Source organism: Helicobacter pametensis ATCC 51478 (assembly GCF_000518225.1).
In the GTDB taxonomy this organism is placed as follows: domain Bacteria; phylum Campylobacterota; class Campylobacteria; order Campylobacterales; family Helicobacteraceae; genus Helicobacter_G; species Helicobacter_G pametensis.
Genome location: NZ_JADE01000008.1, coordinates 93700 through 119136 on the forward strand (window position 1 = coordinate 93700; position 25437 = coordinate 119136).

The following is a 25437-nucleotide window of genomic DNA, read 5'->3' on the forward strand; positions in this document are numbered from 1 at the left end:
TCTTCTGTGTGGGGGGGGGGGTATTGTTTTTTAATAGTGAGTAAAACGCGACAGATGCGGGAATCACATAGTTTTGATCGAAACAAAACATAATTGGAATTTCTTTCATTACAATGCCTTTTTTGGTTTGAAATCTTGGGGAAAGTACAATGATAACAAAAGAATCCATCGAACAGCTCAAGGCTCGTCTTGATATCATCGAGATCTTGGGAAATTACATCCAGCTTAAACGCGCAGGATCCAATTATAGTGCCTGCTGTCCATTTCATGATGAAAAGACTCCTAGCTTTATGGTCAGTCCGATTAAGGGGATTTATCATTGCTATGGGTGTGGGGCAAGTGGAGATACGATTGCTTTTGTGATGGAGTATGAAAAGCTCAGCTTTGCAGAATCTGTAGAAAAGATTGCTTCATTGGTGGGATTTTCACTGACCTATACCCAAGAGAGACAAAAACAAGATTCTAAGTTTTTGGACGAGATTGCCCAGTTTTATCACTCTAAACTCTTGCAATCAGAGGAAGCACTCAAGTATGTCAAAAGCCGTGGGATCTCAAGAGAGAGTATTGAGAGATTTAATCTTGGCCTTTGTGGTGCGGGATTTGAGAGCGTGAAATTTGCAGATATGCACAATGCACGCAGTGAGGCTATAGAACTTGGAGTGTTGGGACAAGATAGAGATAGAGTGTATTCACGCTTTTTTGAAAGACTGATGTTTCCTATCTACTCTCCTAGTGGCAAAGTTGTGGGTTTTGGTGGGAGAGCGATGGGAGAAAATAGTGCCAAATACATCAATTCTCCTCAAAGCAAAGTATTTAACAAATCCAAGCTTCTCTATGCCTATCATTTAGCCAAAGAATCAATCTATGCACAAAAGCAAATCATCATCGCTGAGGGCTATATCGATGTGATTATGATGCATCAGGCAGGGTTTAAAAATGTCGTTGCCACTCTTGGAACAGCTCTGACAAAAGAGCATCTTCCACTTTTGAGCAAAGGAGAGCCTGAGGTGATTGTAAGCTATGATGGAGACAAAGCAGGTATCAATGCTGCGTTTAAAGCAGCCAAGCTCTTGGCTGGGAGAGAGGGGGGAGTTGTGATTTTTGAGGGAGGGGCAGATCCAGCAGATATGGTTGTTGCTGGGAAAATTGAAGAGATCAAATCTCTTTTGTCTTCCCCTATTCCATTTGTTGAGTTTGTTTTGGAGCAGATTGTGGGAGCTTATGATCTCAAAAATCCTTTACAAAAAGAAAAAGCACTTAAAGAATCTTTGGAGTTTTTGCACTCTCTTTCTTCACTTTTGCAAGAAGAATATCGAGCATTTCTCTCAAGATTGCTTAAAATCCCACTCTCGCTTGTGCGCACAAGAAGAGAAAAGCAAGTCTCTTCTATTGCAAGGGTGGATCATGCGAGTTTGACCGAACTTGTGTTGATTAAAAGCATTTTGGAGCATCATGAATTTTTGGATTTTGCGATTGAGTTTTTGGAGATCCAATCTTTTCAAAGACATTTTGAAGAGTTTGCACTCATTTTGCAAGAAGAGTGGAATCATCCAGCACTACTTGGGATTAGGATCAATGAGGCGATCGTGGCTTTGGATTTTGATGATTTTAAAAAGCAGGTGAGAGATTTTGCGATCAAGGATTATCAGCAAAAACTCAAAAAGATTCCTTTTGAGAAAAACCTAGAGTATAGGCAAAAGATAGAACTCATCACAAAATATAAAAATTTCATTCAAAAAATACAGAAAGGAGAAATATGAAAAAGGTTTTAGCCCTGTTTAGTGGGGGATGTGATAGTTTGATCAGTATGCAGCTTTTGAAAGAGCAGGGACTTGAGGTAGTCGCACTCAATTTCAATATCGGCTTTGGAGGCAATAAAAGCAAACTAGAATATTTTCACAATGCAACAGCTCAGATTGGGGTGGAGTTTATCAGTGTAGATATTCGTAAGCAATTTTTTGATGATGTCTTATTTAAGCCAAAGTATGGATATGGAAAATATTTCAACCCTTGCGTAGATTGTCATGCCAATATGTTCAAAAATGCATTTTTGAAACTTTTGGAGCTCAAAGCTGATTTTGTTATCAGTGGAGAGGTATTGGGACAACGCCCCAAAAGTCAGAGAAAAGAGGCGCTTGATCAAGTACGAATCTTGGTGAGAAAGATTGGTGAGGATAAGCGATTTGCGCATTTGATTGATCCTGATGGAGATGGGATTGCAAAGCCAAAGAGTCTAGATGAGTTACTCTTGCGCCCAATGAGTGCCAAGCTTTTGGAAGAGACATATCCTGAAAGAGTGGGATGGGTGGATCGAGAGAAGTTGCTTGATGTGCATGGGCGTGGGAGAAGCAGACAGCTTGAAATGATCAAAAATTATGGGTGGAAATATTATGAGAAGCCCGGGGGAGGGTGTTTGCTCACAGATACAAGTGTGGCACTTAAAATCAGAGATTTGCAAGCTCATCGTGGGATGATTTTTGAAGATGTGGAGCTTGTCAAGGTGGGAAGATATATGGTCTTGCCTGATGGGGGTCGATGCATCATTGCTAGAAATGAAGAAGAGAATCAAAAGCTAGATATCCAAAATCCTCTGATGGAAAAAATTGAATTATTGGAGTGCAACGGTCCTATTGGATTAGTGGAAAAAGATGCAAGTGAGGCAGATAAGTGTCTAGCTGGGCGGATCACGCTTGGATATGGTAAAAGTGAGCTTTCTCAATCTTATCAAGTCAGAATTGGAGAGAGAGAGCATCATCTTGTGCCACTCGATCGTCAAGAAGCACAGAAATATCTGTTTTTGAAATAATCAAACAAAAAGTGGGGGATATTTTGAGCGAGGAGAAGGGGGGGTAAAGCACACAAAAGAATGACGCCCAAGAGAGGGGCGTCAGCAGGATTAGAAGGAGTAGTTAAGTCTCATTCTAGCGCGTCCCATTTGAAGATCTCCAAATGTTGATCCTCCAAGAACGGACATAGAGAGCTTATCTGTAAATGCATAAGTCATAGACAATGAAACTTCATGGAAAGTCGCATTCATATTTGTCATATTTTGATTGTTTGCACTTCCTTTTTTCATAAGTGCATAATTGTTATCTCCAGATACCCATGCATAATCAAGACCCAAAGAAAGATTTGCAGTGCCTTTATAGCCGATAGAAGCATAGGCAACTTGGATTGTAGAGGAAGAGCCATCTTTGTTTTTGAATCCTCCTACACCAGTGATTCCATATCCATTGGCTCCAGAGCTAAGTGTGTCATACCAGATTTTTCCACCCATATTGAAAGAAGACACATTATTGAGCAATGCGCCATATCCATCTCCAAAGCTTCCTGTATATCCTACTGCAGCTTTGAATCCATGCTCGCTTGAATTGTAAGTCAGCTGGAGATTGTAGAGACCTCTGAGTTTTGCTGATAAATCAAGTGTCTTGCTTGCATCTGTTGAGTGGAAATATCTGCTTGAAGTTTCCACTTGTGTTGTTGCTACTTGAGTTTGGAGAGTAAGTCCAGAGATTGTGTAATTGAGATCGACAAATGTGAGGAAATCAATTGTGTCAATTGAATGAGCTGCCCAGACATCAAACCCTACCCCAGCAAACTCTTTCTGATCTCCAGAGATACCTAGGATAAACAACCCATTCTCTGAAGTCAGACCACTTGATACTTTGCCCTCAAGGCTGCTATCGACAAAATTATAAGATCCAGGGATAGAGTTTCCATTATCCAACGCCCAAGCACCATATGCTTGCAAGTGGAAACCAAGTCCTTTGACATCATAATTATCCACAGAAACCCCATATCCTGAATCCCAACTTGTATCAGAAAAAGGTGTTGCAAGTGTGATTTTTCCAGCTGTGATCACTGTCGCACTGCTTTCAAAAGTCTTGCGTCCATACAGTGATCGCAATCCAACGGGAATCGTCTCATAAGGACTAAACCCAGAGTTTCTGATAAAGGTTCCGCCATTGGGGGAGCTTCCACCGATAGAAGCATAGATCGCTGTTCCGATGCTAAATCCATGGTATGCACCAGTATTGAGATCAATCCATGTTCTAAGTCTCATCGCTGTTCCATCAGCGTCGCTTCCAAACATTGAAGTGACTTGTCCATAGGCATAACCACCGATGGTTGTCCCTTGAAGAGCTTCTAGAAGTGATGTTTTGGTCGAAGGTGGGATAGTTTTATCTTCTGTGTTTTGCCCATCTTCAGCATAAGCAAAATGAAGAGCTCCCAATGCAGCCAAAGTGACTAGCGAGTAACTTAACTTTTTCATCTTTTCTCCTTTTGTCGTGTTTTAGTCGTGGTGAGCCAAAATCCTAACATAAAAACTTGATGAGTCTTAAGAGGATTTGACAAAGACTATGATCTTGGAGTGAGTTTAGTGGTGTGGAGAAGAAGTTGGAATCTTAATGTATTGGTCAGTGGATCTTCTTTTTGGATCAGTAGAGGAAGAGCAAATGAGGCATTGGGCATCAATTGATCGATCTTTTCGATGAAGTCAAAAATAGCCTTGATTCCATTGCTTTCCCCCTCTATTTGAAGATGAGTTTGGCTAAAAATTTTATCTGTTTTGTTTTGGATTTCTTTGATTGTTGGGGCATTGAAGTATTCTTGGGCAATAGTTTGAAGTTTGGTAACATCAAGATTTTTTTGGAGTGAAGCAAGAGGGTTTTGATTGTTGCGTGAGAGCTCATCAATTTGTGTTTGGAGTTGATGATTTTGCTCTTTGAGTTTGAGTTCAAAAAACTGTTGCTGTTTGACCGCTGATCTTTTGTCTTGAAAGTCTTGAATCTTTGGAAGCAAAATCAATGTGATGCCATAAAAGCCAAACAATACAAAAAGTGGGATAAAAATCAAATTCTTGATAATTAACTCTGCAAGTTCTTCTCTTTTGTCAATCATTGTTCGCCTTTGTAAATTGGGTTGATTTTACTGACTGAAACGAAGTTATACCACCCACTAGGCAATACAAAAAAGTCAACTCTACTATCTGAAAAAATTGCCTTTAGAGGTGTTTCAAGCAAGAAGATATAGAGCTCTTTGGAGGGGGTGATCCCTTTGATGGTGAGCGCATCTTCTGTCAAAGATATGGCATTGATGGTGATTTGCTCTGGAATGAGATCAAAGAGATTTTTGATGGCATTTGTAAGAGAGGAGTTTTGATCTTTGATGGTTTGGAGCATTTCAAGCTGGGTTTGCAAAAAATCAAGGCGTCCTTTGAGCGTGTTTTGAATGGATTGTTGAGCGTGGATCTTGGATTCAAATTCTTCAGAATAACGCATAAAATTAGAAGATTGAAGATCAAGCAATCCCCAAAACCCAGCGATCATCAATGCAGATGCGACAAAACAGATAAGCCAAGCTTTGGTGATGGGGGAGAGGATGGACTTTTTGTTGGGGGTGATGAAGCTCAATTTCATAATTGATTCCTTTGGTGCTCTTTGAACATCAATGTCGAGATCTCTTCTGCTGGAGAAAATGGAATCACACGCATCTCAATAAGCAGAGTATCTCGGATGTATTGAATCGCATCTGGAGTGATTCCATAGGTGTCAAAGAAGATGATTTCATGGATAAAAGAGCTTTGATTGCTTTTGTAATATGTCTGGATGTTTTCCTCTAAGATTTGCACAACAGATGTAGCACGAACAAAATCATTGAGCTCTTCTGATTGTCTTGCCTCATCACTTCCTTCTTCATCTTCACTTGCCCCCTTAGAGATCTCTTTGGAATCGAGTTTGTCAATATCTTCATTGAGGCTTTCCAAAAGGCGATCAAGAGAAGAAATACTGCTTTGGCTGGATTGAAGTTCAAATGAAGCATCTCCATCTTGAAGTATAAATGTCTTTCCTGTGTAAAGACATTGTTGATCAGCAATTGCTAGAGAGAGAGATTCTTTTTCTTGGAGCACATAGAGCGTTAGTCTTGGGTATTTTTGGGCTTGCATAAAAATAAAAATAAAGGGTGAAAACAGGCAATCTAGAGGCCCGATTTCTTTGATTTGATGTGTGAGTGCCCCGCAAGCAGATTTGTCGATATAGGCACTCCAAGTCTGAAATGTGATGAAATCATTCTGTTTGATATTGACTTGATGCTGGATGAAATCTTGAGGATCGACTGAGGGAATCGCTCCTTGATATGGGGTTTTGCTCATCATGCCAATAAATGTAAAAGGATGACGCTTGCGATAAAAATGAATCAATTTGAGCGTCTCCATAGAAATTGTGTTGTTAATCAGTTTGGTTTGGGTCTTGATGTTTTGTCTGATTTTTCCATTTTTGGTGCGAATGATATTGACATGGCAAGTGTCTTTGTCAAGATGAATTCCTATAAAGATTTTAGAATAAAGTTTTCTAATCAAGCCAAACACTGCAAATCGTCCTTCATTTATAAAGATATCCAAGCAATAAGCAAGGATTATTCCTCTCTAGAATTACTGAGTGGAAGATCTTGTTCTAAATAGGCTTTGAGAATGTTTTGATTTTCTTCCATTGAGAGATTAGGATCTAGCCACAATGGAGGCAAAACATAGTAGTCAATGATCCCAAAGGGTTTGGGAATTTTCATCTGATCCCAGCTTTTGAGTTGCCAAAAATGTCTAGGTTGCACACGCAAACCGATGATTTTAGTTTGGCTTTTGATTGCCATACTGATCGCTCCTTTGGCGATGGAATGATAGGGACCCTTGGGTCCATCTGGAGTGAGACCGATATTCCATCCTTGTTTGAGCTTTCCCAAGGCATCTTTGAGGGCTTTGACTCCTCCGCGTGTGCTTGATCCCCTAATGCCAGTGAAACCATACATTTCATAAAGTCTTGCTGCTATTTCTCCATCAGAATGCTCGCTGATGAGCACTCCATAGCAAAAGTGTTTGTGATCTTGGTGGAGTTGGGTGAGGATTTGGTGATAGAAATAGCCCTGCATAGGGATCTCACCATGCCAAAAGGTTGCGATGAAATTCCCCTCAATCGCATTTTGCGGGATATGAAAGTGATTTTTGGATGTTTTGTAGATCACCCAAAGCCAGCCATAGAGCAGGCGAGGAGCCAAAAAAAGAAGAAGTTTTTTTTTGAATCGTTTCATGAGAGCAGTTCGCCACTTAGGCTACCACCCTCATGATGTGTGACTTTGATTGAGACGATTGATCCAAGAGGGAGGACTTGGTCGGGAATCTTGATAAGACGATTTGTATCACTCCTTCCTTCGCTCCAAATGTAGGGGGATTGGTCACGATGATTTTCAATCAAAACAGAATGAATGCTTCCAATCTCTTGCTTAGCTTTTTGGGCTAGTATTTCTTTGTGGCGTGCTTGAAGTGTAGCCAATCTTTTGGAGGCTTCTTCTTTAGAGATTGGGTTGTGAAGATTTTGAGCTTCTGTGTGTGGTCTGGGTGAGTAGATGAAGCTATAGAGTGTATCAAATTGGACAAGATTTAGGACTTTCATCGTCTCTTCAAAATCTTCTTCTGTCTCTGTGGGGAAAGCAACGATGATATCTGTGCTGATTCCCACATGAGGCACTAGGGATTTGAGCTTTTGCACTCTATCAAGATACCATTCTTGCGTATAGCCCCTCTTCATCTCGCGCAAAACTTTTGTAGATCCACTTTGGAGAGGGATGTGGATACTTTTGCATATCTTTGGATTGCTTGCAAATTCTTCCAAAAACTCATCATCCATATGGAGTGGATGGGGGGAAGTGAAGCGAATACGCTCAATCCCCTCGATTTGAGAAAGCTCTCGAAGAAGTTGAGTGAAGTTTGTGGGTTTGTGAGGGTTTGAGAATCGTGTCCCATAATGATTGACATTTTGTCCCAAAAGCAAAAGTTCTTTGACACCATTTTGGGCCAATTTTTGTGCTTCATCAAGAAGCATTTGAGTGGGGATGGAGATCTCTTTGCCTCGTGTGTGCGGAACGATGCAATATGTGCATTTTTTGTCACAACCAATAGAAATATTTAGAAGTGCTTTGATATCTGGATTGGTGTTTTTTGAAAACATATAAGTGCTGTCATCAAAGTTTGTATCTACTTCTACGGCTTTATCTTGATGAATGACTTGGGTGATCTTGCTAATGTTTCTTGCACCCAAAACAAAGCTCACACTCGGAGCCTTTTTGATGATCTCTTCTCCTAGGTGACTTGCTGTGCATCCACAAACCCCAATCTTGGCATGAGGTTTTTTGATGGCATTAAACTGACCGATTTCAGAAAAAAGCTTTCGCTCTGGTTTTTCGCGCACTGAGCATGTGTTGATGAGGATCAAATCTGCCTCTTGTGCCTGATCAGTCAAAACATAACCTTCTTTTTCTCTGAGTTCAGCGATGAGATGGTCGCTATCGCGATTATTCATCGCACAACCCATGGTTTCGATATAGAGTTTTTTGGTATTCATTGTTAGATGATGTGTAGTTCGTAGATGTATTCTTTTTCATCAAGCCCAAATTTGGCTTCTCTCAAATGAGCGCTCCTGCCACTTTTTTGGAATGTTTCGGCAAGCTTAAGGAGATCTTTGTGTTGATTTTCATTGGAAAAATAAAAGATTTTCTCTCCATCTTGAGCGGCTTCTTGAATTTGTTTGAGTGTGATTTTTTCACTTTTGTCTTGGAGATTTTGCTTGGCAAGTTTGAAGTCCATATCATTCCTTTAGCTTATGAGTTTAGTTGAATCGCGTATTATACTCTTTGGATCTCAAAGTTTGAAGCCAAAAGCTTGCTATAATCTCAAGCAAACTTCAAAAGCAAATTAGTTATCCCAAAGTTTATAGCTGTCATAAGGAAGAAGATGGAAAAGATGCTAGATATTGTAGAGCTTATTGCCTATGAAAAAGGTGTTGAGTCAAATCTTGTGATTGATTTGGTCAAGGAATGTTTGGTCAAAATCGCGACAGATGAACTCAGTTCTGAGGCTGTGTTTAGCGCAGAGATCGATGAGAGAGAGCGGACACTTAAATTATTTCAGAAAGTTGTGATTTGTGAGGATGGAGAGGAAGATCTCAATTCGATGGGGATTAGCAAGGCCAAAGAACTCAATGCAGAATTAAATATCGGGGATGAGCTCAAATATGAGATTAGCCTTGAGAATATGAGCAGAAATGCGATCAATATGCTGTTTAAGATGCTTGAGATTCGCTTGCAAAAAATGCTTGAAGACAAGCTCTATGAGCGATTAAAAGCCAAGCTTGGAAAGATCGTCAGTGGACAAGTTGTGAGGGTAGATGATGAGGGGAATACTTACATTGAGATCGAAGAGATCCGAGGGGTGATGAGTAAGAAAAATCGAATCAAAGGAGAGGAATTCAAAGTAGGCGATACTGTCTCTTGTGTGCTCAAACATCTGCGATTTGCCAAAGGAGGGATGCAAATCGAACTCTCACGCACAACACCTAAGTTTTTGATCGAGCTTTTGCATTTGGAAGTGCCAGAGATTAAGGATGGAGAAGTGGTGATCGAGGGATGCTCGAGGATTCCGGGGGATCGAGCAAAAATCGCTCTCTCTACACAAAATCCCAAGATCGATCCTATTGGATCGACTGTGGGGACAAAGGGAGTGAGAATCAATGCTGTGAGCAAAGAGCTCAATGGAGAAAATATCGATTGTGTAGAATACTGTGAGCCCTTGGAGCTGTTTGTCGCCAAATCTTTGTCTCCTGCAAGTGTTTCAAGTGTCAAAATCGAAGAAAATGGAGACAAAAAGAAAGCCATCGTCACGCTCACAAGTGATCAAAAATCCAAAGCCATCGGAAAGAATGGCGTCAATATCCGTCTTGCATCGATGCTAACACAGTGTGAGATTGAGATCAAAGAAGTGGGCGTAGCAGAGCTTTTTGAGCAGGGCAATCTCCCAGCAGAAGAAGGCAAGAAAATGGGACTTGATGCCTTGGAATCTTTGTTTAAAGCATAGAGTCATGAAAGACAGGAGTTTTTTTATCCAAGCTTTTTTGTATGTAAGTTTTCTCTTTTTTCTTGTTTATGGTCTAACATCTATAGGGAAAAATTTTTCTATTTCAATTTTTGTTGCAAAGCTTGTAGGCTGGGCGATGTTGGCCACTCTTTTTTATGTATGTTATGGGGCAAAAAAAGCTGGCTACATAATGTGCTACATTATTTTGCTGATTTCAACGCTTTGTTTTGTAATTGATTTATGTTGTCTTTGGATTTTTGAAACTCCTTTGAGCGGAGCAATGGTTGCAACACTTTTGGAAACCAACCCAAGTGAGGCAATGTCATTTTTTGAGCTTTATGGCGCAAAGATTATTTGGGCCATTTGTGTAAGTCTTGTTGGTATAGGGGTAGGATTTTTGGTTTTTAAAAAAGTACACCTTCCTTTTGTCGGTCTTAAAATTTTAGCTTTTCTGGGAATTTTTGCTTGGATTTATGAGATTTATTTACTGGTTCCAAATTTTGCTTCTTGCCAATATCGCAATACCTTTACTTTTATGACTCCGATGCGTCAAGGTTGCGAGTTTTATCGAGCCTTGCATGAATTGCAAGAGGCTCAAAAAGCTCTCAAAGAATATCAAAAGCTATTTGCATTCAAAACAGTATCTGCCACTTCCCTTACTTCAACAGAAAAGATTAAAAATTTAGTTTTAATTTTGGGGGAATCAACTCAGAGAGGATATATGCAAATTTATGGATTTTTTGATCCTACGACACCCTTGCTTTCTACTTTTGAAATAAACAAAAATCTTTTTGTATTTTCTGATGTGATTTCACCGCATGCCCAAACAACACTCTCTTTAAAAAATGTTTTAACATTTTCAAATGTTGAAAATTCAGAGAAGCCTTGGTATTTACAAGAGAATCTTGTAAGTTTATTTAGACAATATGGCTACTGGGTTACTTGGGTTTCCAATCAACTCAATGTAACACATGGGGGACCAATAGGGGCCATTGCATCCTTAAGTCAAGAAGCACATTTTGTTTCTGAATATAAGCGAAATTTTGATGAAGTATTTTATGATGGAAGACTGCTTGAATTTGCTAAACCTGATTCCAAAAAAGCCTTTCAATTTTTTGTTTTTCATTTGATGGGTGCACATGCGAGCTATGGGAATCGATATCCCCAATCTTTTGCTTATTTTAATGATAGGACATTCAATCTAAGAGATCGAACAATTGCACGCTACAAAAATGCCGTGCTTTACAATGACTATGTGGTCAGTGAGATTTTTAAATCTTTTTCATCTAGTGATTCGCTTGTAATTTACCTTGCCGATCATGGAGAAGAAGTTTATGATTACCGAGATTTTGTAGGGCACTCTGATGATAAAATCAGTCGCTTTATGGTTGAGATTCCCTTTATGATTTATGTTTCTGATCTCTTTATCCAAAAGCATCCAGAGTTATATCAGCGCATCAAAAAAGCTATCAATCGCCCTTATATGACTGATGACTTGATTCATACTATTTTGGATATTGCAGGGATCAAAACTCAAGACTTTAATCCTACACGCAGCATCATCAATGATGCTTTCAATGCCTCTCGTAAGAGAATCGTTGGTGGAGCTCAAGGCAAGGACTATGACAAAGAGCTCAAAAATCAAAAAGCACTCTATCACTGATTATTTGAGTTCAGCCCAATTTCGTCCTATGGAGATTCCGCACTCTAGAGGGACTTTGAGAGAGTAGATAGAGTTCATAATGGTTGCGATCTCTTCCCCCTTCTCTCTAGCCCCACTCTCTGGAAGCTCAAAAATCAGCTCATCATGGACTTGCAAAAGCATTTTGATCGGTGTGTTTTGAATGTGCTGCTGGATTGCATTCATAGCAAGCTTGATGAGATCGGCTGCACTGCCTTGGAAGATTGTATTGATTCCTTCGCGTAAAAAATTGGACTTTTGAAAGTCTGTTGCTGTGTCAAAATTAAAATATCTTCGATGTCCAAGCAAGGTTTGAGCATAGCCTTGAGAGAGGATATTTTCTTCTTGAGTTTTAAGGAAAGTTTTCACCGTGGGGAAGGAGGTGAAATAGCTTTCGATATAGCTTTTGGCATCTTTGAGAGGGATTTTTAGTGTTTCTGAGAGTTTTTTGGCTCCCATGCCATAGATGAGTCCAAAATTGATGCTTTTGGCAATAGCGCGTTTGGAATCATCGCTATTTCCAAAGATTTTGAGTGCTGTTTGTGTATGGATATCTTGATGGCTTTCAAAAGCTTGGGTTAGATTAGGATCTTGACTAAAATGAGCCAAAAGCCTAAGCTCAATCTGTGAATAATCAACACTTAGCAAAACGCATCCTTCTTGAGCGATGAAGCCTTCTCTGATTTTTCGTCCAGCCTCGCTGCGCACGGGAATGTTTTGGAGGTTTGGAGATTTGGAGCTCAAGCGTCCAGTGGCTGTCCCAGTTTGCAAAAAAGAAGTAAAGATTTTATGTTGGGTATCGACAAGCTTAAGTAGAGGCTCGATATAGGTATTGCGCAATTTATAAGCCTCTCGATATTGCAAGATTTCAGGAATGATGGGGTGATCATTGATCAATTTTTCTAGCACTTTTTCTTCTGTGCTAAATCCTCCTTTGACTTGCTTGCTTCCTTTGAGCTTGAGCTTCTCAAATAAAATATTTGAAAGCTGTTGTGGGGAATTGAGATTGAAGTCTTCATTGGCTAGTGTGTAAATTTTGCTTGAGCACTCTGAAATCAGCTGAGAGACTTGATTTTTGAGCTTTTCAAAAAATGCAATATCGATTTTGATCCCTTGATTTTCCATTTCTGCAAGTGTGAGAATAAGGGGGAATTCCAATGTATGAGCAAGATTGAGAAGATGGGGTATGTCTTTGAGTTTTGCTTCCAAAAAATGAAAAAGTTGATAAGTAGCAACAGCATCTTCACTTGCATATTTTGCAGCATCTTCAAGGTGGATCTGGCCAAAATGCTGTCCCTTTGATACCACATCTTCAAAGGCAATCATTTTGTGATCAAACCATTTAAACATTTGCCTATCAAGTCCCACAGGAGAGCTGCTATCTTCAAGCCAAGCCAAAACCATAGAATCTAAGATGAGATTTTGTGGCAAAAGATCAAAATTATTTTTGGTGATGAGGTAGTCAAATTTGAGATTGTGTCCAATGATTGGGTGTTTGAAAATTTCTTGAATGAGGATTTTGGCTTCATCTTTTGAAATTTGAGTATTGACTCCAAGATAATCGTGCGCAAATGGCACATAATAGCCATCCACTCCATCAAGGGAGAAGCTAAAGCCCACCATTTGAGATTCTTGAATATTTAATCCATCAGTCTCGCAATCAAATGCGATTCTAGATTCTATAGGATGAGATTGTAGGATCTTGAGTGCTTCATCTAGTGAAGTGAGTAGATGATATCGATAAGTAAAAGGCTTGGGGCTATATTGGACTTTTTTTTGTCCATAGTCTTGATCAAAAGGTTTTTTGAAACCAAATGGACTTTGTCCTTTGACTTTGAGGATAAGGCGCTCAAAATCAAAGCGCACCAAATCTGGCAAGATGCATTTGAGGGGATTGTCTTTAGGGAAGGGAGTGGGGGTGAAGCTCTGAATAAGGTCTTTGCGCAAGGTCACAAGATCACGACTTCTAAAAGCCGCTTCTTTGCCCTCTCTAATCAGCGTTGCAAGGCGTTTTGTGACGAGTGATTCTAAGTGTTCTTGATCATCATATAGGGCTTCAAGGGTGTGGTAGTGATTGATGAGTTTTTGAGCAGTTTTGTTGCCAATGCCCTTGATGCCTGGGATGTTGTCACTTGTATCTCCAATAAGAGCTTGAAAATGGATGAAATCTTCTGGGCTGATTCCCCACTTGCTGATGCATTCTTGTGATCGAATCTCGCATTTTTTGATCGGATCATATAGGAATGTTGTGTCGTCGATGAGCTGATAGAGATCTTTGTCGTGACTGATGATCTTGACTAGCATATTTTGATCTTTGGCCCAATGTGTCAGTGAAGCAATAGCATCATCAGCCTCATATCCTTCAAATGAAAGATTCTCAAACCCCATTTTAGTAATCCACTCGATTGCGATGGGAAGCTGAAGTCTTAGTTCTTCTGGAGCTGGTGAGCGGTTGGCCTTGTAGTTTGGGTCAAGTTTTTTGCGATGATTGATCCCTCCCCCCTCAAGGGCAAAGACAAGATAATCACAGGTTTGTTCCTTGTAGATTGTATGGATGAGATTGGCAAATCCTAGCAGAAGGCTTGTAGGAAAACCTTCTGAATTTCTCAATGGAGGGAGTGCATAAAAACTCCTAAAAAAGAAACCAAATGTATCAATGATTGTGAGGGTTCGCATCAAAATCCTTTTTGTGTTTGAGATAAAATTCAAAAAAATCTAAGAAAGTGAGGAAATGATGATTATAGCAGGCAACTTCAAAACCAACCACACGCGTTCTTCCACTTTGTCTTATGCCAAAGGATTGAATCAGTTTTTGCGCGATAGACAATTTGGGGCGGAGGTTTATCTTTTTCCTCCGATGAGCGCACTAGCTTATGATGACTTTAGTCATTTTTCTATCGGGGCTCAAAATGCTTATCCTGTATGTGGAGGTGCCTATACTGGAGAGATTGGTCTAGATCAGCTCAATGAACTTCAGATCAAAACTCTAATGATTGGCCACAGTGAGCGTAGAGTCCTTTTGGGTGAAAGTGATCAAATCTGTCAGAGAAAATTTGAGTTTTTTGCTCACCATGGGATGAATATCTTTTTGTGTGTAGGAGAAAGCTTGGAGGTTAGGCAAGCTCAAAAAGTGCGTGAATTTTTGGCTTTGCAATTATCTGGCATTGATCTTTCTTATGCGCGTTTGATTGTTGCTTATGAACCTATTTGGGCGATTGGGACAGGGGTGAGTGCGAGTTTGATAGAGATACAAGAAACGCATGCTATTTTGAAAGATTTGGGATGCTCAAGGGTGGTTTATGGAGGAAGTGTCAATCCTCAAAATGCTAGAGAGATTATGAGTTTGGATGGAGTAGATGGTGTGCTTGTGGGTGGGGCGAGCTTGAGGCTTGAGAGTTTTTGTGAAATTATTGAAAATGGAGAGATGAAATGATAATGCAAGGAAAGAAGGGGCTCATCGTTGGAGTTGCCAATAATAAATCAATCGCATATGGGATTGCCAAAGCATGTAAAGAGCAGGGTGCCAAGATTGCTCTAACTTTTTTGAATGAAACACTTGAGAAGCGTGTGAGACCTATTGCTGAGGAGCTGGGTAGTGGAGAATATGTTTATGAGCTTGATGTGAGTAAGCCTGAGCATTTTGTCTCTTTGAGAGAGAATCTAGAGAGAGACTTTGGAAGTCTTGATTTTATAGTGCATTCTGTGGCATTTGCATCCAAAGAAGCTTTGAGTGGGGAGTTTATGAATGTGTCCAAAGAAGCTTTTTCTCAAGCGATGGAGATCTCTGTGTATTCTTTGATTGAGCTCACAAGAGAGATGCGTCCATTGCTGAGTGCTGGGGGAAGTATTTTGACTTTGAGTTACTTGGGCGCTGTGCGATATGTGACGCACTATAATGTCATGGGTGTCGCCAAGGCAGGGCTTGAGGCAAGTGTGCGCTATCTTGCTTATGATTTGGGTCAAGATGGAATCCGTGTCAATGCAATCTCTGCTGGCCCTATCAAAACTTTGGCAGCAAGTGGGATAGGAGATTTTAAATTGATGCTCAAATGGAATGAGGTCAATTCCCCCTTGCGTCGCAATGTTAGCATCGAAGATGTAGGAAATTCTGCCATGTATCTTTTGTCTGATCTCTCTAGCGGAGTGACAGGAGAGGTGCATTATGTGGATTGTGGCTACAACATGATGGGAATCTGTGCAACTCATGAAGAAGAGGGGAAAGTGGTGGTGAGCTGAGAGAAGGCTAGTGAAGAATAAACTGCATTTGATTTCATTGGGTTGCACAAAGAATCTTGTCGATAGCGAGGTGATGCTTGGTCGTCTCAGAGAGTATGAGCTGACTGATGAGGTCAGTGAGGCTGATGTGATCATTATCAATACTTGTGGATTCATTTCTGCTGCTAAGCAAGAGAGTATCAATACGATTTTGGAGGCAAGCTCAAAGCGCAAAGAAGGTGCATTGCTTGTCGCAAGTGGATGTTTGAGTCAGAGATATCATCGAGAGCTTTTAGAAGAGATGCCTGAGATTGACATCATCACAGGTGTTGGGGATTATGACAAGATTGATTTGATGATTGCCAAAAGACAGGGGATGCAGACACATCGAGTATTTTTGGCAGATGAGCACCATGAGCGGATAATCACAGGTTCATCAATCCATGCATATGTCAAACTCAGTGAGGGATGCAATCAATCTTGTTCGTTTTGTTCTATCCCAAGCTTTAAAGGCAAGCTTCGATCACGCCAAATTGATTCTGTTTTGAAAGAAGTTGAGAATCTAAGCAAGCGAGGATATCAAGATTTTTCTTTTGTTGCTCAAGATAGCAGTTCATATTTGCGTGATTGTGGCGAGAGAGAGGGATTGATCAAGCTGATTGAGGCATTAGATCAGCAGAGTTTGGCTAGAAGTGCTCGGATTTTGTATCTTTATCCAAGTACAACGGATCTCAAGCTTATTGAGACGATTGCAAACTCAAAGATTGTGCAAAATTATTTTGATATGCCTATCCAGCACATCAGTCAAAGTATGCTTACAAGAATGAAGAGGGGTGTTAGTCGAGAGAAACATATCGAGCTTTTAAAAGCGATGAGAGATATACCCAATGCATTTGTGCGCACGACTTTGATTGTGGGGCATCCTCAAGAGAGTGAAGAAGAATTTGAAGAGCTTTGTGAGTTTATCAAAGAGTTTAGGTTTGATGCGATCAATGTGTTTGCCTACTCAAGCGAGGAGGGGACATCAGCTCATATGATGGATGGACACATCGCACCTAAGGTGATCAACTCTCGGATCAAAACTCTCAATAAAATCATCCTATCTCAGCAAAAAGCACGCAAAAAATCGATGCTTGGAAAAGTATTGCCTGTGATTATCGAGGGTAAGAGTGAGGTGAGCGAGTATTTTTATAGTGCGAGAGCATTGAGCTGGGCACCGCAAATTGATGGAGAAATTTTGATCAATGAGGTGGAGATTGATGGAGGGATTGATGCTGGATATTATGAGGTGAAGATCACGCAAGTCAAAGAGGGCTATGTATTTGGCAGTGTGATTGCAAGGCTGGGGTAGCCCCCCCCCTTTTTTTTTGATAGCTAAGGATTAGCTAAAAAGTGAATTGACACTCTCGTCATTGTTGATTCTGCGGATTACTTCTGCAAAGAGTGGAGCAACACTTAGGATTTTGATCTTGGTGGATTTGTGAAGAAGTGGGATTGTATTGGTCATGACAACTTCATCCAAGACACTCGCATTGATGCGCTCAAGGGCTTGACCACTTAGGACTGGATGTGTGCCTAGAGCCATGACGCTTGTGGCACCATGTTTTTTGAGAACTTCGGCGGCTTTGCACATAGTGCCTGCTGTGTCAATCATATCATCGACCAGGATCACATCTTTGTCTGTTACATCCCCGATGATATTCATCACTTCACTAATATTGGCCTTTTCTCGTTTCTTATCCACTATCACTAGATCAAATCCAAGCTGATCAGCAAAATACCTCGCTCGAGAAACACCCCCAATATCAGGAGAAGCGATGATGGGGTTGGGTAAGTCTTTTTGCTTGATGTAATCTTTGAAGACGATTGAGCCATAGAGATTATCCACAGGCACATCAAAAAATCCCTGAATCTGCCCAGCATGTAAATCCATCGTAACGATTCGATCAACACCTGCTGTTTCTAAGAGATTGGCGACAAGTTTGGCAGTGATCGGAACACGCGGAGCTGCCTTGCGGTCTTGGCGTGCATAGCCAAAATAGGGAATAATGGCATTGATCGTGTTGGCAGAGCTGCGTCTGAATGCATCAATCATCACCAAGAGTTCCATAAGATTGTCATTGGTTGGAGCGCAAGTGGGTTGGATGATGAAGATATCTTGTCCTCTGACAGATTCTCCAATTTGCACATTGATTTCTCCATCACTAAATTTGCCAACGCTTGCATTGGATAGAGGAAGATCTAGGAACTTTGAAACCTCCTCGCTAAACTCTCTATATGCTGATCCCGAAAAAACTTTGATTCCTCGCATGTGTTCTTATCCTTAGTGTGAATTAAAAGGGTAACTTACTTAAAAAATCAAAAAAAGTCTATAGATTCCCGTGGAATCTTGGGCTTGTGAGAGGGGGGATTGGGGCTTGTTAATCTTGGTTAGTTTTTGATCAATAAAATCCTTCTCCCAAAACTTTAGCCATCTTGGTCATCAAAATATTTGATGGAGTCTCTTTGAGGGAGACTCCAAAGAGTGTTTGATCACCTCTTTATGTCATTATTTAGTGTGAGCACTCCTTTTGGGGAGTGTTTAGGAGTGAAGGATGGCAAATTTCTCCAAAAATTCTTGATCTTCCTCTAAAAGCCCCATATTTTGAAGCTTGCTAATAATCTCCTTTGAACAATCCGTATCTTTTGGCCATTCTCTCAAGTGTCCATCACAAACCCCCTTATCTGTTGCATCGATATAAACCACGCCATTTTGGATCCAAATATCTCGCTTTGCATCAATATTATTGACCACTCTCCAAATGATCATATAGGCATTTTCTAGATTGTTTTTATAAGAATCAAGAGCGATGAGGATTCCAAGGTGAGAGGACAATGGAGTGAGGGCTTGAAGCCTTGGGAGAATAGAAAGATTTGATTTGTGAATCCCAAGTAGGCAGATTGGTGTGTTGGTTTGGGTGCAGTATTGTTTGATAGATTGGGTTTCTGGAAGGAGGGCTTTGATTTTGCCAAAGAGCTCTTGATCTTCCAAGATTCTTAAACCATCTCGTTTGTATTCATCCCCTGTGGCATCAACACCGAGTTTGCCTCCTTGTGCATAGTTTGGAGATGAGTGATCTAGGGCATCGCACACTCCTTCTGTGATTAAGAGATGATCTGCTCGAAAACGATTGAGAATATACTGTGTGATTGCTGGATAATCAGTCAGGGGAGGTGCATCCATGCCGACAAATAATGCATGTTTGACAAAACTCATCTGTCCTATTCCCCAAAATGCATGCATAAGCTGTCTAGCATGTGCAGGATATGCAGGATCAATCTTGGCAAGAATGAGATTATGAAATACGCCATTTTCTGGCATATGATAATCAATCAGTCCATGGGTTGTCATTTTGAGCATAGGAAGGAAGACACGCTCTGTAAGATAGCCCATATATTTATCTTCCAAAGGAGGTTTGCCTACAACGGTGGCTGGGAAGATGGGTGAATTTTTGTGAGTGATGGCACTGACTTCAAGCACAGGATAGGGCTCGATTGGAGTGTAATATCCTGTGTGATCACCAAAGGGTCCCTCTAGTTCCATTTGTTCTGGATCGACCCATCCCTCAATCACAAAGTCAGCATCTTCTGGGATAAAGATGGGATTGGTGATGGATTGGACAAGTTGAGGTTTTCTCTCTCTAATGATTCCATATAGTGCGAGTTCAAAAACTCCATAAGGCATCGGAGCTTGCCCACACCATGTATAGAGAGGATCTCCACCTAGTGCGATACTCACAGGCATCTTTTGTCTAGCTTTTTTGTATTGATGGAAGAAGTGATTGGAATCTTTGTGGATTTGCCAATGAAGTCCTAGGCGTCGATCATCATAAATTTGGAGGCGATACATTCCAAGATTTTTGAGTTCCCCATCTAGGCTTTGGGTATAGACCTGTCCCATTGTGATAAATGCTCCACCATCAAGTTCCCAAGTCTTGAGCGCAGGTAAGTTAAAAAGAGAGGGATTGAGATTGATGTTTGCTTGACATGTTCCTTTTTTGTGGGGATGGAGCTTGGGGATTGCATGACGCAGTGTAAAGAGCTCTTTGGCTTTTGTAAGTTTTTGAACAAGTGTTTTGGGGGGAGTGAGCTTGAGGAGGTTTTGAATCTGCCCAGCAATCTCTTCTGGTGATTTTTGAACAATCAAACGCAAGAGATCAAAGGAGCCAAAGATATTGGTCAAAACTGGTGTTTGAAATATATGCTCTCCTCGTTTTGGGTGGGTAAAAAGAAGTGCTTTGGCATTAGGTTTTTTGACTTCGATGTAGGAGAGATGAGGAATCTCAAGATCGACATCTAGTGGTGTGTCGATGACTTTAAGAAGATTATGTTTTTGGGCTAGAGAAATGAAGTGCTGCATGATAACCTCAATTTGATTTTTGAGGTCGTATTGTATCAAAGCCCCCCTTCCCCCTAGAAGCTAGTTTAGAAAGCAAAACCGATTGTGCCACCAAGGTTGAGCATCTCAGCATGATGCTTTCCGCTTGAAGCAGGGATTTTGAGATCAGGTTTTTGCCAGCTTCCCTCAAAGCCAATCACCAATAAAGAAAACAAAGGGACTTCCCATCTGACACCAAAGTTGATCGCATAAGTTTCCTTGATCGAGCTTCCACTGATGAAACCACCTTTAAATGTTGAATAACTCGCTCCAACAAAAGGTGTGAGTTTGATGAAGGGGATGCGATATCCAAGCACTCCTCCATATTGAATATTGTGGATGGATTCTTTTGAATTCACAAAGGAACTTCTAAGATAGTCATACTTGACATGTGGAGCGATCATAAATCCCGCAACTCCAAGCCAAAGTCTTGCATATGCACCAGGACTAAAAGTATTGTCATTATTAAAAGAGGTAGATTTATCTTCAATCTCACCTTTGACTTTACTGTAGCTGAGAGTTGCTCCCACTTCTGGAGAGATGGTCAAGATCCCCAAATCAATTGCAAAAATAGAGCTCAATGAAAGCCCCAAAGCCAAAATAATTTTTTTCATCTATGATCCTCCTTTGACGGATAGTCGAATTTGCATGTGCAAAAACGCTGGCATTTTATCGGATTTTTTCTTTATTGGTTAAGATAGGGCAGAATCCCTGCCCGAAAAAATGATGATAGTTCTTGAGGGGATGAGATGCAAAAATATTTCAATCGTGAGTTATCTTGGGTGAAGTTTAATGCCCGTGTTTTAGATCAAAGCACAAAAGAGGATCTACCTCTGCTTGAACGCTTGAAATTCTTGGCAATTTATGGAGTGAATCTGGATGAGTTTTATATGATCCGTGTTGCTGGATTGAAAAAACTCTACAACAAGGGAATCTCCAAAGTGGGCGATGATGGGATGAGTCCTATTCAGCAGCTTGATGCTATTGAGAAGATGCTTAGAAGACAAAAAAAGGATTTGGAGAAAAGTTTCTTCCATCTCAAAAATTTGCTCTCACAAGAAAATTTATTTATCCTCAATTATGATGAGCTAAACCAAGAAGATCAAGCAAAATCTAAAGATTATTTTATCCACAACCTTTATCCGATGATTGTTCCTGTCGTGATTGATGCGATCCATCCATTCCCTCATTTCAATAATCTAAGTTTTGGCTTGGTGATTAAGATGCAAAACATCAAAAATCCTCAAGAGATTTCATTTGCCCTCATTCGGATTCCAAGATTTTTCCCTAGATTTGTTGAGGTGAGAGATGGAGTCTTTGTGACTTGTGAAAGTATCGTAGGTGAGTTTGCAAATCTCATTTTTGAAGGATTTAAGATCCTAAATTGGTGTCCCTTTCGTATCACAAGAAATGCGGATTTTGAGATCCAAGAAGAAGAAGCGGATGACTTTATCGAGCTTTTGAGTGAGGGCTTGAAGGCTAGAAGAAGAGGAGAAATCGTGCGCCTTCAAGTGGGGCGCAACCAAGATGAAAGCTTGCTTGAGTTTTTGATGTCGCATTTGCCCAAGGTGGATGTGTATCGATATGATCTTCCTCTCAATCTTGGAGCATTATGGCAGATTGTGTCTCATCCAAACTTTGCCCATCTCTTGCATCCTTATTTTGTGCCAAAGCTTCCAGATTTTTTGAGTGAAGAGGGCAATCTATTTGAGCTTCTAAGAGAGCAGGATGTTATACTGTTTCATCCCTATGAAAGCTTTGATCCTGTTGTGCGATTTATTCAGCGTGCAAGTAAGGATCCTGATGTACTTTCAATCAAAATGACACTCTATCGCGTAGGAAAAAACTCTCCAATTGTTCAAGCCTTGATTGAAGCAGCAGCACATAAGCAAGTCAATGTCCTTGTGGAGCTCAAAGCGAGATTTGATGAAGAAAATAATCTTGAGTGGGTGCGGGCTTTGGAAGAGGCGGGTGCACATGTGATTTATGGAGCCTCTGGATTGAAAGTTCATGCAAAGATTGCTTTGATTTTGAGAAGAGAACAAGACAGAATCAAGGGATATGTGCATGTAGGGAGTGGAAACTACAATATCAAAAGTGCAAAAACTTACACAGATGTGAGTTTGCTAAGTTCAAGGGAAGATTTGATCTCAGATGCGATTAAATTTTTCCATGCACTCTCGGCTGGATTGGCCAAAAAAACATGCTTGCAAAGTATTTATATGGCACCTGCACAGATCAAACCTAAGATTCTTGCTCTAATTGATGGAGAGAGAGAGAAGGGTGAGCAGGGCAAGATTATTATGAAAATGAATGCTTTGGTTGATTCTGAGATTGTGGATGCACTCTATCGGGCATCACAAGAGGGGGTGAAGATTTGGCTCATTGTGAGGGGGATTTGCACGCTGCGTCCAAGAGTAGAGGGGCTCTCTAGCAATATCAGAGTGATCTCTCTTCTTGGGCGATATTTGGAGCATGCACGGATTTATTTTTTTGGGCATGGAGGGCTTTATGTGGCGAGTGCAGATATGATGCCCAGAAATCTTCAGAGACGCATCGAGCTTTTGATCCCGATCAAAAACCCTATAGATTCTCAAAATCTATTGAATTTTTTAGAACTTCAACTTGAAGATAGCAAGGGGGCATATGAGCTGATGGAATGTGGAGAATATCAGCAGATTTTGGGAGACGGATTTGATTCTCAAGAAGAATGTCAAAAACTAAATTTTAAAGAAGCTTGAAGATGTTTTTGAACTAAAATTATGGAAAATTTCGGAGAGGATTTGTGTATTCGATCATAAAAAATGTGCTTTTTAGATTTGATCCCGAACTTGATCATCGCGTTGTTGAGTTTTGTTTAAGACATATTGCTCCACTGCCCATTGTGAGCGATTGGATGGCTAGTCAGTTTTGTTATTTGGATGAGGCTTTGGGCGTTGAAGTTGAGGGGTTGAAGTTTGCCAATCCTGTGGGTTTGGCTGCGGGGTTTGACAAAAATGCCACGATGATTGAGGGATTGAGTTTGATGGGGTTTGGATTTGTGGAGCTTGGCAGTATCACATTAACTCCTCAAAGTGGAAATCCAAAGCCAAGAATCTTCCGCTTTGTGCAAGAAGAGAGCTTGCAGAATGCTATGGGATTCAATAATGATGGATCAAGGATGATTGCTCAAAGGATTGCCAAACTCTATCCCTATAGAAACCCCCTAGTGATCAATCTTGGAAAAAACAAAGATGCCACAGATGCGCTCAAAAATTATGAAGAGAATCTCAAGGTTTTTAAAGAATTGGGTGATGCTTATGTGTTCAATATCTCATCTCCCAATACACCAAATTTGCGTGATCTTCAAAATGAGCAATTTGTCAAGGAATTATTTGTGATGGCCAGAGAACATACTCAAAAGCCTTTGTTTGTGAAGATTTGTCCAGATAATGCAATTGATGCAACACTTAGAGTATGTGAGAGTGCATTGAGCGGAGGAGCGAGTGGGATTATCGCGACCAATACAACGACAGATTATTCACTTTTGCAGAATCCCAAAGAGATTGGGGGCATCAGTGGAAAGGCATTGCGCAATAAGAGTCGTGAGGTCTTTTATGAGATCTCAAAAGAATTTTTTGGCAAGGCGACTTTGATCTCTTCTGGAGGGATCTTTGATGGTGAAGAGGCCTATAGTCGCATCAAAATGGGTGCTTCACTTGTAGAGATTTATTCAGCATTGATCTTTGAGGGTCCAAGCGTATGCAAGAGAGTCAATAAAGATCTTCAAATTTTGTTGCGTGCTGATGGATTCAAAAATATTTCAGAAGCGATTGGAGTGGATATCAAATGAAAAAGATTTTGATGGTATTTTTGGTGATTGGAAGTGTGCTTAGTGCACAAGATGTATTTGTGGATGTAGAAAGTGCCAAAACACAATCTGCGACACAAGAGCAAAAAATCAAACAAGATGAGGATAAAGAAGTGGAAGAAAAATCATTGCTCCCAAATTATTTTTCAAAGACACTGAAGAATGGTCTAGAGGTTTATGTGATCCCTATTGCTAACCAAAGCGGGGTGATTGAAACAAATGTATTTTATAAAGTGGGAAGTCGCAACGAAGTGATGGGAAAAAGTGGTCTTGCGCATATGCTTGAGCATCTCAATTTCAAATCGACTAAGAATCTTAAAGCAGGTGAATTTGATGAGATTGTGAAGAAGTTTGGTGGAGTGACCAATGCATCGACAAGTTTTGACTACACGCGTTATTTCATCAAATCAAGTGCCCAAAATCTCTCCAAATCTTTAGAACTCTTTGCAGAGTTGATGCAAAACCTTACGCTCAGCAATGAAGAATTTCAACCAGAGCGTGATGTAGTCGCAGAAGAGAGAAGATGGCGGACAGATAATTCTCCGATTGGATATTTGTATTTCCGCTTCTTTAATACAGCCTACATATATCATCCCTATCATTGGACTCCTATAGGGTTTATGGATGATATTAAAAATTGGAAGATTGAGGACATTCGGGAATTTCACAAGATTTATTATCAGCCCAAAAATGCTGTAATTGTTGTAGCCGGAGATGTTGAGCCAGAAGTTGTATTTGATCAAGCCCAAAAGTATTTTGGATCGATTGAAAATACAGATGATGCGATTCCTGAGCTTTATACTATTGAGCCAGAGCAAGATGGCTTAAGACATATTGAGGTCAAAAAAGATTCTCAAATTGAGTATTTTGCTCTAGGCTTTAAGATCCCAAATTTCAAACAAAAAGATCAAGTCGCCTTGAGTGTGTTGGGTGAGCTTCTAAGCAGTGGAAAGAGTAGCTTGCTCTACAAAGAACTTGTAGATAAAAAGCAAATTGCATCAGAAATCTATGCCTATCCGATGGATTTGAGAGATGAGGGGATGTTTTTGATCATTGCTGCAGGTAGCGATGGAGTCAAAGCTGAAACAATTCAAAAAGAAGTCCAAAAAGTTCTTCAAGACATCAAAAAAGGGAAAATCAGTCAAGCTGACTTGGATAAAGTGATTTTAAACACAAGAGCTAGCTTCATCTATCGCCTAGAAGATGCCTCAAGTGTGGCATCTCTTTTTGGAGAATATCTTGCCAAGGGTGATCTAGAGCCACTTTTGAATTATGAGAAAAATCTTCAAAATCTTAAGATTGAGGATTTGATCAATGTGGCTCAAAAGTATTTTGTCGATTCTCGAGCAACTTCAGCAATTCTGAGGAAATAA

Annotated in this window: 21 protein-coding genes; 10 read left to right on the forward strand and 11 right to left on the reverse strand. The window is 40.4% G+C overall.

Annotated features, from left to right (window positions below):
- The first annotated feature begins 149 nt into the window (after window positions 1-149).
- Together dnaG and T391_RS0102490 are read left to right on the forward strand one after the other, a co-directional pair.
- Window positions 150-1760 carry a DNA primase gene (gene dnaG, locus T391_RS0102485; RefSeq protein WP_027327015.1) on the forward strand — a complete coding sequence of 537 codons (1611 nt, stop codon included), beginning with the start codon at window positions 150-152 and terminating at the stop codon, window positions 1758-1760.
- Window positions 1757-2806 carry an argininosuccinate synthase domain-containing protein gene (locus tag T391_RS0102490; protein ID WP_027327016.1) on the forward strand — a complete coding sequence of 350 codons (1050 nt, stop codon included), beginning with the start codon at window positions 1757-1759 and terminating at the stop codon, window positions 2804-2806. Before dnaG ends, T391_RS0102490 begins: the two co-directional genes overlap by 4 nt.
- 90 nt (window positions 2807-2896) lie before the next feature.
- Here T391_RS0102490 and T391_RS0102495 read toward each other — a convergent pair whose 3' ends face one another.
- From T391_RS0102495 to T391_RS0102525, 7 genes are all read right to left on the reverse strand, one after another.
- Window positions 2897-4273, reverse strand: coding sequence for a major outer membrane protein (locus tag T391_RS0102495; protein ID WP_027327017.1), 1377 nt, complete (start codon window positions 4271-4273; stop codon window positions 2897-2899).
- Between the two features lie 86 nt (window positions 4274-4359).
- Window positions 4360-4902: a hypothetical protein gene (locus T391_RS0102500; protein ID WP_027327018.1), complete on the reverse strand. Its 543-nt coding sequence runs from the start codon at window positions 4900-4902 to the stop codon at window positions 4360-4362.
- On the reverse strand, window positions 4899-5420 hold the full coding sequence (locus T391_RS0102505) for a hypothetical protein (protein ID WP_027327019.1): 522 nt from the start codon (window positions 5418-5420) through the stop codon (window positions 4899-4901). The genes T391_RS0102500 and T391_RS0102505 overlap by 4 nt, the downstream gene beginning before the upstream one ends.
- Window positions 5417-6370 carry a hypothetical protein gene (locus T391_RS0102510; RefSeq protein WP_027327020.1) on the reverse strand — a complete coding sequence of 318 codons (954 nt, stop codon included), beginning with the start codon at window positions 6368-6370 and terminating at the stop codon, window positions 5417-5419. The genes T391_RS0102505 and T391_RS0102510 overlap by 4 nt, the downstream gene beginning before the upstream one ends.
- A 47-nt stretch (window positions 6371-6417) precedes the next feature.
- The gene (locus T391_RS0102515) at window positions 6418-7083 is read right to left on the reverse strand and encodes a lysophospholipid acyltransferase family protein (protein ID WP_027327021.1); all 666 of its coding nucleotides are present in this window, start codon (window positions 7081-7083) and stop codon (window positions 6418-6420) included.
- Window positions 7080-8393 carry a tRNA (N6-isopentenyl adenosine(37)-C2)-methylthiotransferase MiaB gene (gene miaB / locus T391_RS0102520; RefSeq protein WP_027327022.1) on the reverse strand — a complete coding sequence of 438 codons (1314 nt, stop codon included), beginning with the start codon at window positions 8391-8393 and terminating at the stop codon, window positions 7080-7082. Before miaB ends, T391_RS0102515 begins: the two co-directional genes overlap by 4 nt.
- Window positions 8394-8395: 2 nt before the next feature.
- Entirely contained in the window at window positions 8396-8635 is a 240-nt protein-coding gene (locus T391_RS0102525; protein ID WP_027327023.1) for an HP0268 family nuclease, read from the reverse strand.
- Window positions 8636-8782: 147 nt separating this feature from the next.
- On the opposite strand from T391_RS0102525, the gene nusA reads away from it, so the two are divergent.
- Both nusA and T391_RS08375 read left to right on the forward strand, forming a co-directional pair.
- Complete coding sequence (nusA, locus tag T391_RS0102530; RefSeq protein WP_027327024.1) at window positions 8783-9901, forward strand: transcription termination factor NusA; 1119 nt, start codon at window positions 8783-8785, stop codon at window positions 9899-9901.
- Between the two features lie 4 nt (window positions 9902-9905).
- A complete protein-coding gene (locus T391_RS08375) occupies window positions 9906-11564 on the forward strand; it encodes a phosphoethanolamine transferase (RefSeq protein WP_051420547.1) in 1659 nt (552 codons plus the stop codon).
- On the opposite strand, the gene polA is transcribed toward T391_RS08375, so the two are convergent.
- A complete protein-coding gene (gene polA, locus T391_RS0102540) occupies window positions 11565-14258 on the reverse strand; it encodes a DNA polymerase I (RefSeq protein WP_027327025.1) in 2694 nt (897 codons plus the stop codon).
- Between the two features lie 55 nt (window positions 14259-14313).
- On the opposite strand from polA, the gene T391_RS0102545 reads away from it, so the two are divergent.
- Genes T391_RS0102545 through rimO form a run of 3 tightly spaced genes read left to right on the forward strand, consistent with a single transcriptional unit; the run spans window position 14314 to window position 17148 of the window.
- On the forward strand, window positions 14314-15015 hold the full coding sequence (locus tag T391_RS0102545; RefSeq protein ID WP_027327026.1) for a triose-phosphate isomerase: 702 nt from the start codon (window positions 14314-14316) through the stop codon (window positions 15013-15015).
- Window positions 15012-15818 carry an enoyl-ACP reductase FabI gene (fabI, locus tag T391_RS0102550; protein ID WP_027327027.1) on the forward strand — a complete coding sequence of 269 codons (807 nt, stop codon included), beginning with the start codon at window positions 15012-15014 and terminating at the stop codon, window positions 15816-15818. The genes T391_RS0102545 and fabI overlap by 4 nt, the downstream gene beginning before the upstream one ends.
- A 10-nt stretch (window positions 15819-15828) precedes the next feature.
- Window positions 15829-17148, forward strand: a complete 1320-nt coding sequence (gene rimO, locus T391_RS0102555) for a 30S ribosomal protein S12 methylthiotransferase RimO (protein WP_027327028.1) — start codon at window positions 15829-15831, stop codon at window positions 17146-17148.
- Window positions 17149-17178: 30 nt separating this feature from the next.
- Here rimO and T391_RS0102560 read toward each other — a convergent pair whose 3' ends face one another.
- The 3 genes from T391_RS0102560 to T391_RS0102570 all read right to left on the reverse strand — a co-directional run bounded on the left by T391_RS0102560 (window position 17179) and on the right by T391_RS0102570 (window position 20828).
- A complete protein-coding gene (locus T391_RS0102560; RefSeq protein WP_027327029.1) occupies window positions 17179-18108 on the reverse strand; it encodes a ribose-phosphate pyrophosphokinase in 930 nt (309 codons plus the stop codon).
- Window positions 18109-18378: 270 nt separating this feature from the next.
- Window positions 18379-20196, reverse strand: coding sequence for a menaquinone biosynthesis decarboxylase (locus T391_RS0102565; RefSeq protein ID WP_027327030.1), 1818 nt, complete (start codon window positions 20194-20196; stop codon window positions 18379-18381).
- Window positions 20197-20261: 65 nt separating this feature from the next.
- The gene (locus T391_RS0102570) at window positions 20262-20828 is read right to left on the reverse strand and encodes a hypothetical protein (protein ID WP_027327031.1); all 567 of its coding nucleotides are present in this window, start codon (window positions 20826-20828) and stop codon (window positions 20262-20264) included.
- 135 nt (window positions 20829-20963) lie between these two features.
- On the opposite strand from T391_RS0102570, the gene ppk1 reads away from it, so the two are divergent.
- From ppk1 to T391_RS0102585, 3 genes are all read left to right on the forward strand, one after another.
- Window positions 20964-22955: a polyphosphate kinase 1 gene (gene ppk1, locus T391_RS07725; RefSeq protein ID WP_051420548.1), complete on the forward strand. Its 1992-nt coding sequence runs from the start codon at window positions 20964-20966 to the stop codon at window positions 22953-22955.
- A gap of 44 nt (window positions 22956-22999) precedes the next feature.
- Entirely contained in the window at window positions 23000-24046 is a 1047-nt protein-coding gene (gene pyrD / locus T391_RS0102580) for a dihydroorotate dehydrogenase (quinone) (protein WP_027327032.1), read from the forward strand.
- A 131-nt stretch (window positions 24047-24177) separates the two neighbouring features.
- Window positions 24178-25437 carry a M16 family metallopeptidase gene (locus T391_RS0102585; protein ID WP_027327033.1) on the forward strand — a complete coding sequence of 420 codons (1260 nt, stop codon included), beginning with the start codon at window positions 24178-24180 and terminating at the stop codon, window positions 25435-25437.

Bases quoted from the DNA above. Each gene is read 5' to 3' on its own strand.
- T391_RS0102515 (WP_027327021.1), bottom strand. From the start codon at position 7,083: ATGAAACGATTCAAAAAAAAACTTCTTCTTTTTTTGGCTCCTCGCCTG.
- miaB (WP_027327022.1), bottom strand. From the start codon at position 8,393: ATGAATACCAAAAAACTCTATATCGAAACCATGGGTTGTGCGATGAAT.
- ppk1 (WP_051420548.1), top strand. From the start codon at position 20,964: ATGCAAAAATATTTCAATCGTGAGTTATCTTGGGTGAAGTTTAATGCC.
- T391_RS0102505 (WP_027327019.1), bottom strand. From the start codon at position 5,420: ATGAAATTGAGCTTCATCACCCCCAACAAAAAGTCCATCCTCTCCCCC.
- T391_RS0102565 (WP_027327030.1), bottom strand. From the start codon at position 20,196: ATGCAGCACTTCATTTCTCTAGCCCAAAAACATAATCTTCTTAAAGTC.
- T391_RS0102560 (WP_027327029.1), bottom strand. From the start codon at position 18,108: ATGCGAGGAATCAAAGTTTTTTCGGGATCAGCATATAGAGAGTTTAGC.
- polA (WP_027327025.1), bottom strand. From the start codon at position 14,258: ATGCGAACCCTCACAATCATTGATACATTTGGTTTCTTTTTTAGGAGT.
- T391_RS0102525 (WP_027327023.1), bottom strand. From the start codon at position 8,635: ATGGACTTCAAACTTGCCAAGCAAAATCTCCAAGACAAAAGTGAAAAA.
- T391_RS08375 (WP_051420547.1), top strand. From the start codon at position 9,906: ATGAAAGACAGGAGTTTTTTTATCCAAGCTTTTTTGTATGTAAGTTTT.
- T391_RS0102490 (WP_027327016.1), top strand. From the start codon at position 1,757: ATGAAAAAGGTTTTAGCCCTGTTTAGTGGGGGATGTGATAGTTTGATC.
- T391_RS0102570 (WP_027327031.1), bottom strand. From the start codon at position 20,828: ATGAAAAAAATTATTTTGGCTTTGGGGCTTTCATTGAGCTCTATTTTT.
- T391_RS0102545 (WP_027327026.1), top strand. From the start codon at position 14,314: ATGATGATTATAGCAGGCAACTTCAAAACCAACCACACGCGTTCTTCC.
- T391_RS0102495 (WP_027327017.1), bottom strand. From the start codon at position 4,273: ATGAAAAAGTTAAGTTACTCGCTAGTCACTTTGGCTGCATTGGGAGCT.
- dnaG (WP_027327015.1), top strand. From the start codon at position 150: ATGATAACAAAAGAATCCATCGAACAGCTCAAGGCTCGTCTTGATATC.
- T391_RS0102500 (WP_027327018.1), bottom strand. From the start codon at position 4,902: ATGATTGACAAAAGAGAAGAACTTGCAGAGTTAATTATCAAGAATTTG.
- nusA (WP_027327024.1), top strand. From the start codon at position 8,783: ATGGAAAAGATGCTAGATATTGTAGAGCTTATTGCCTATGAAAAAGGT.
- fabI (WP_027327027.1), top strand. From the start codon at position 15,012: ATGATAATGCAAGGAAAGAAGGGGCTCATCGTTGGAGTTGCCAATAAT.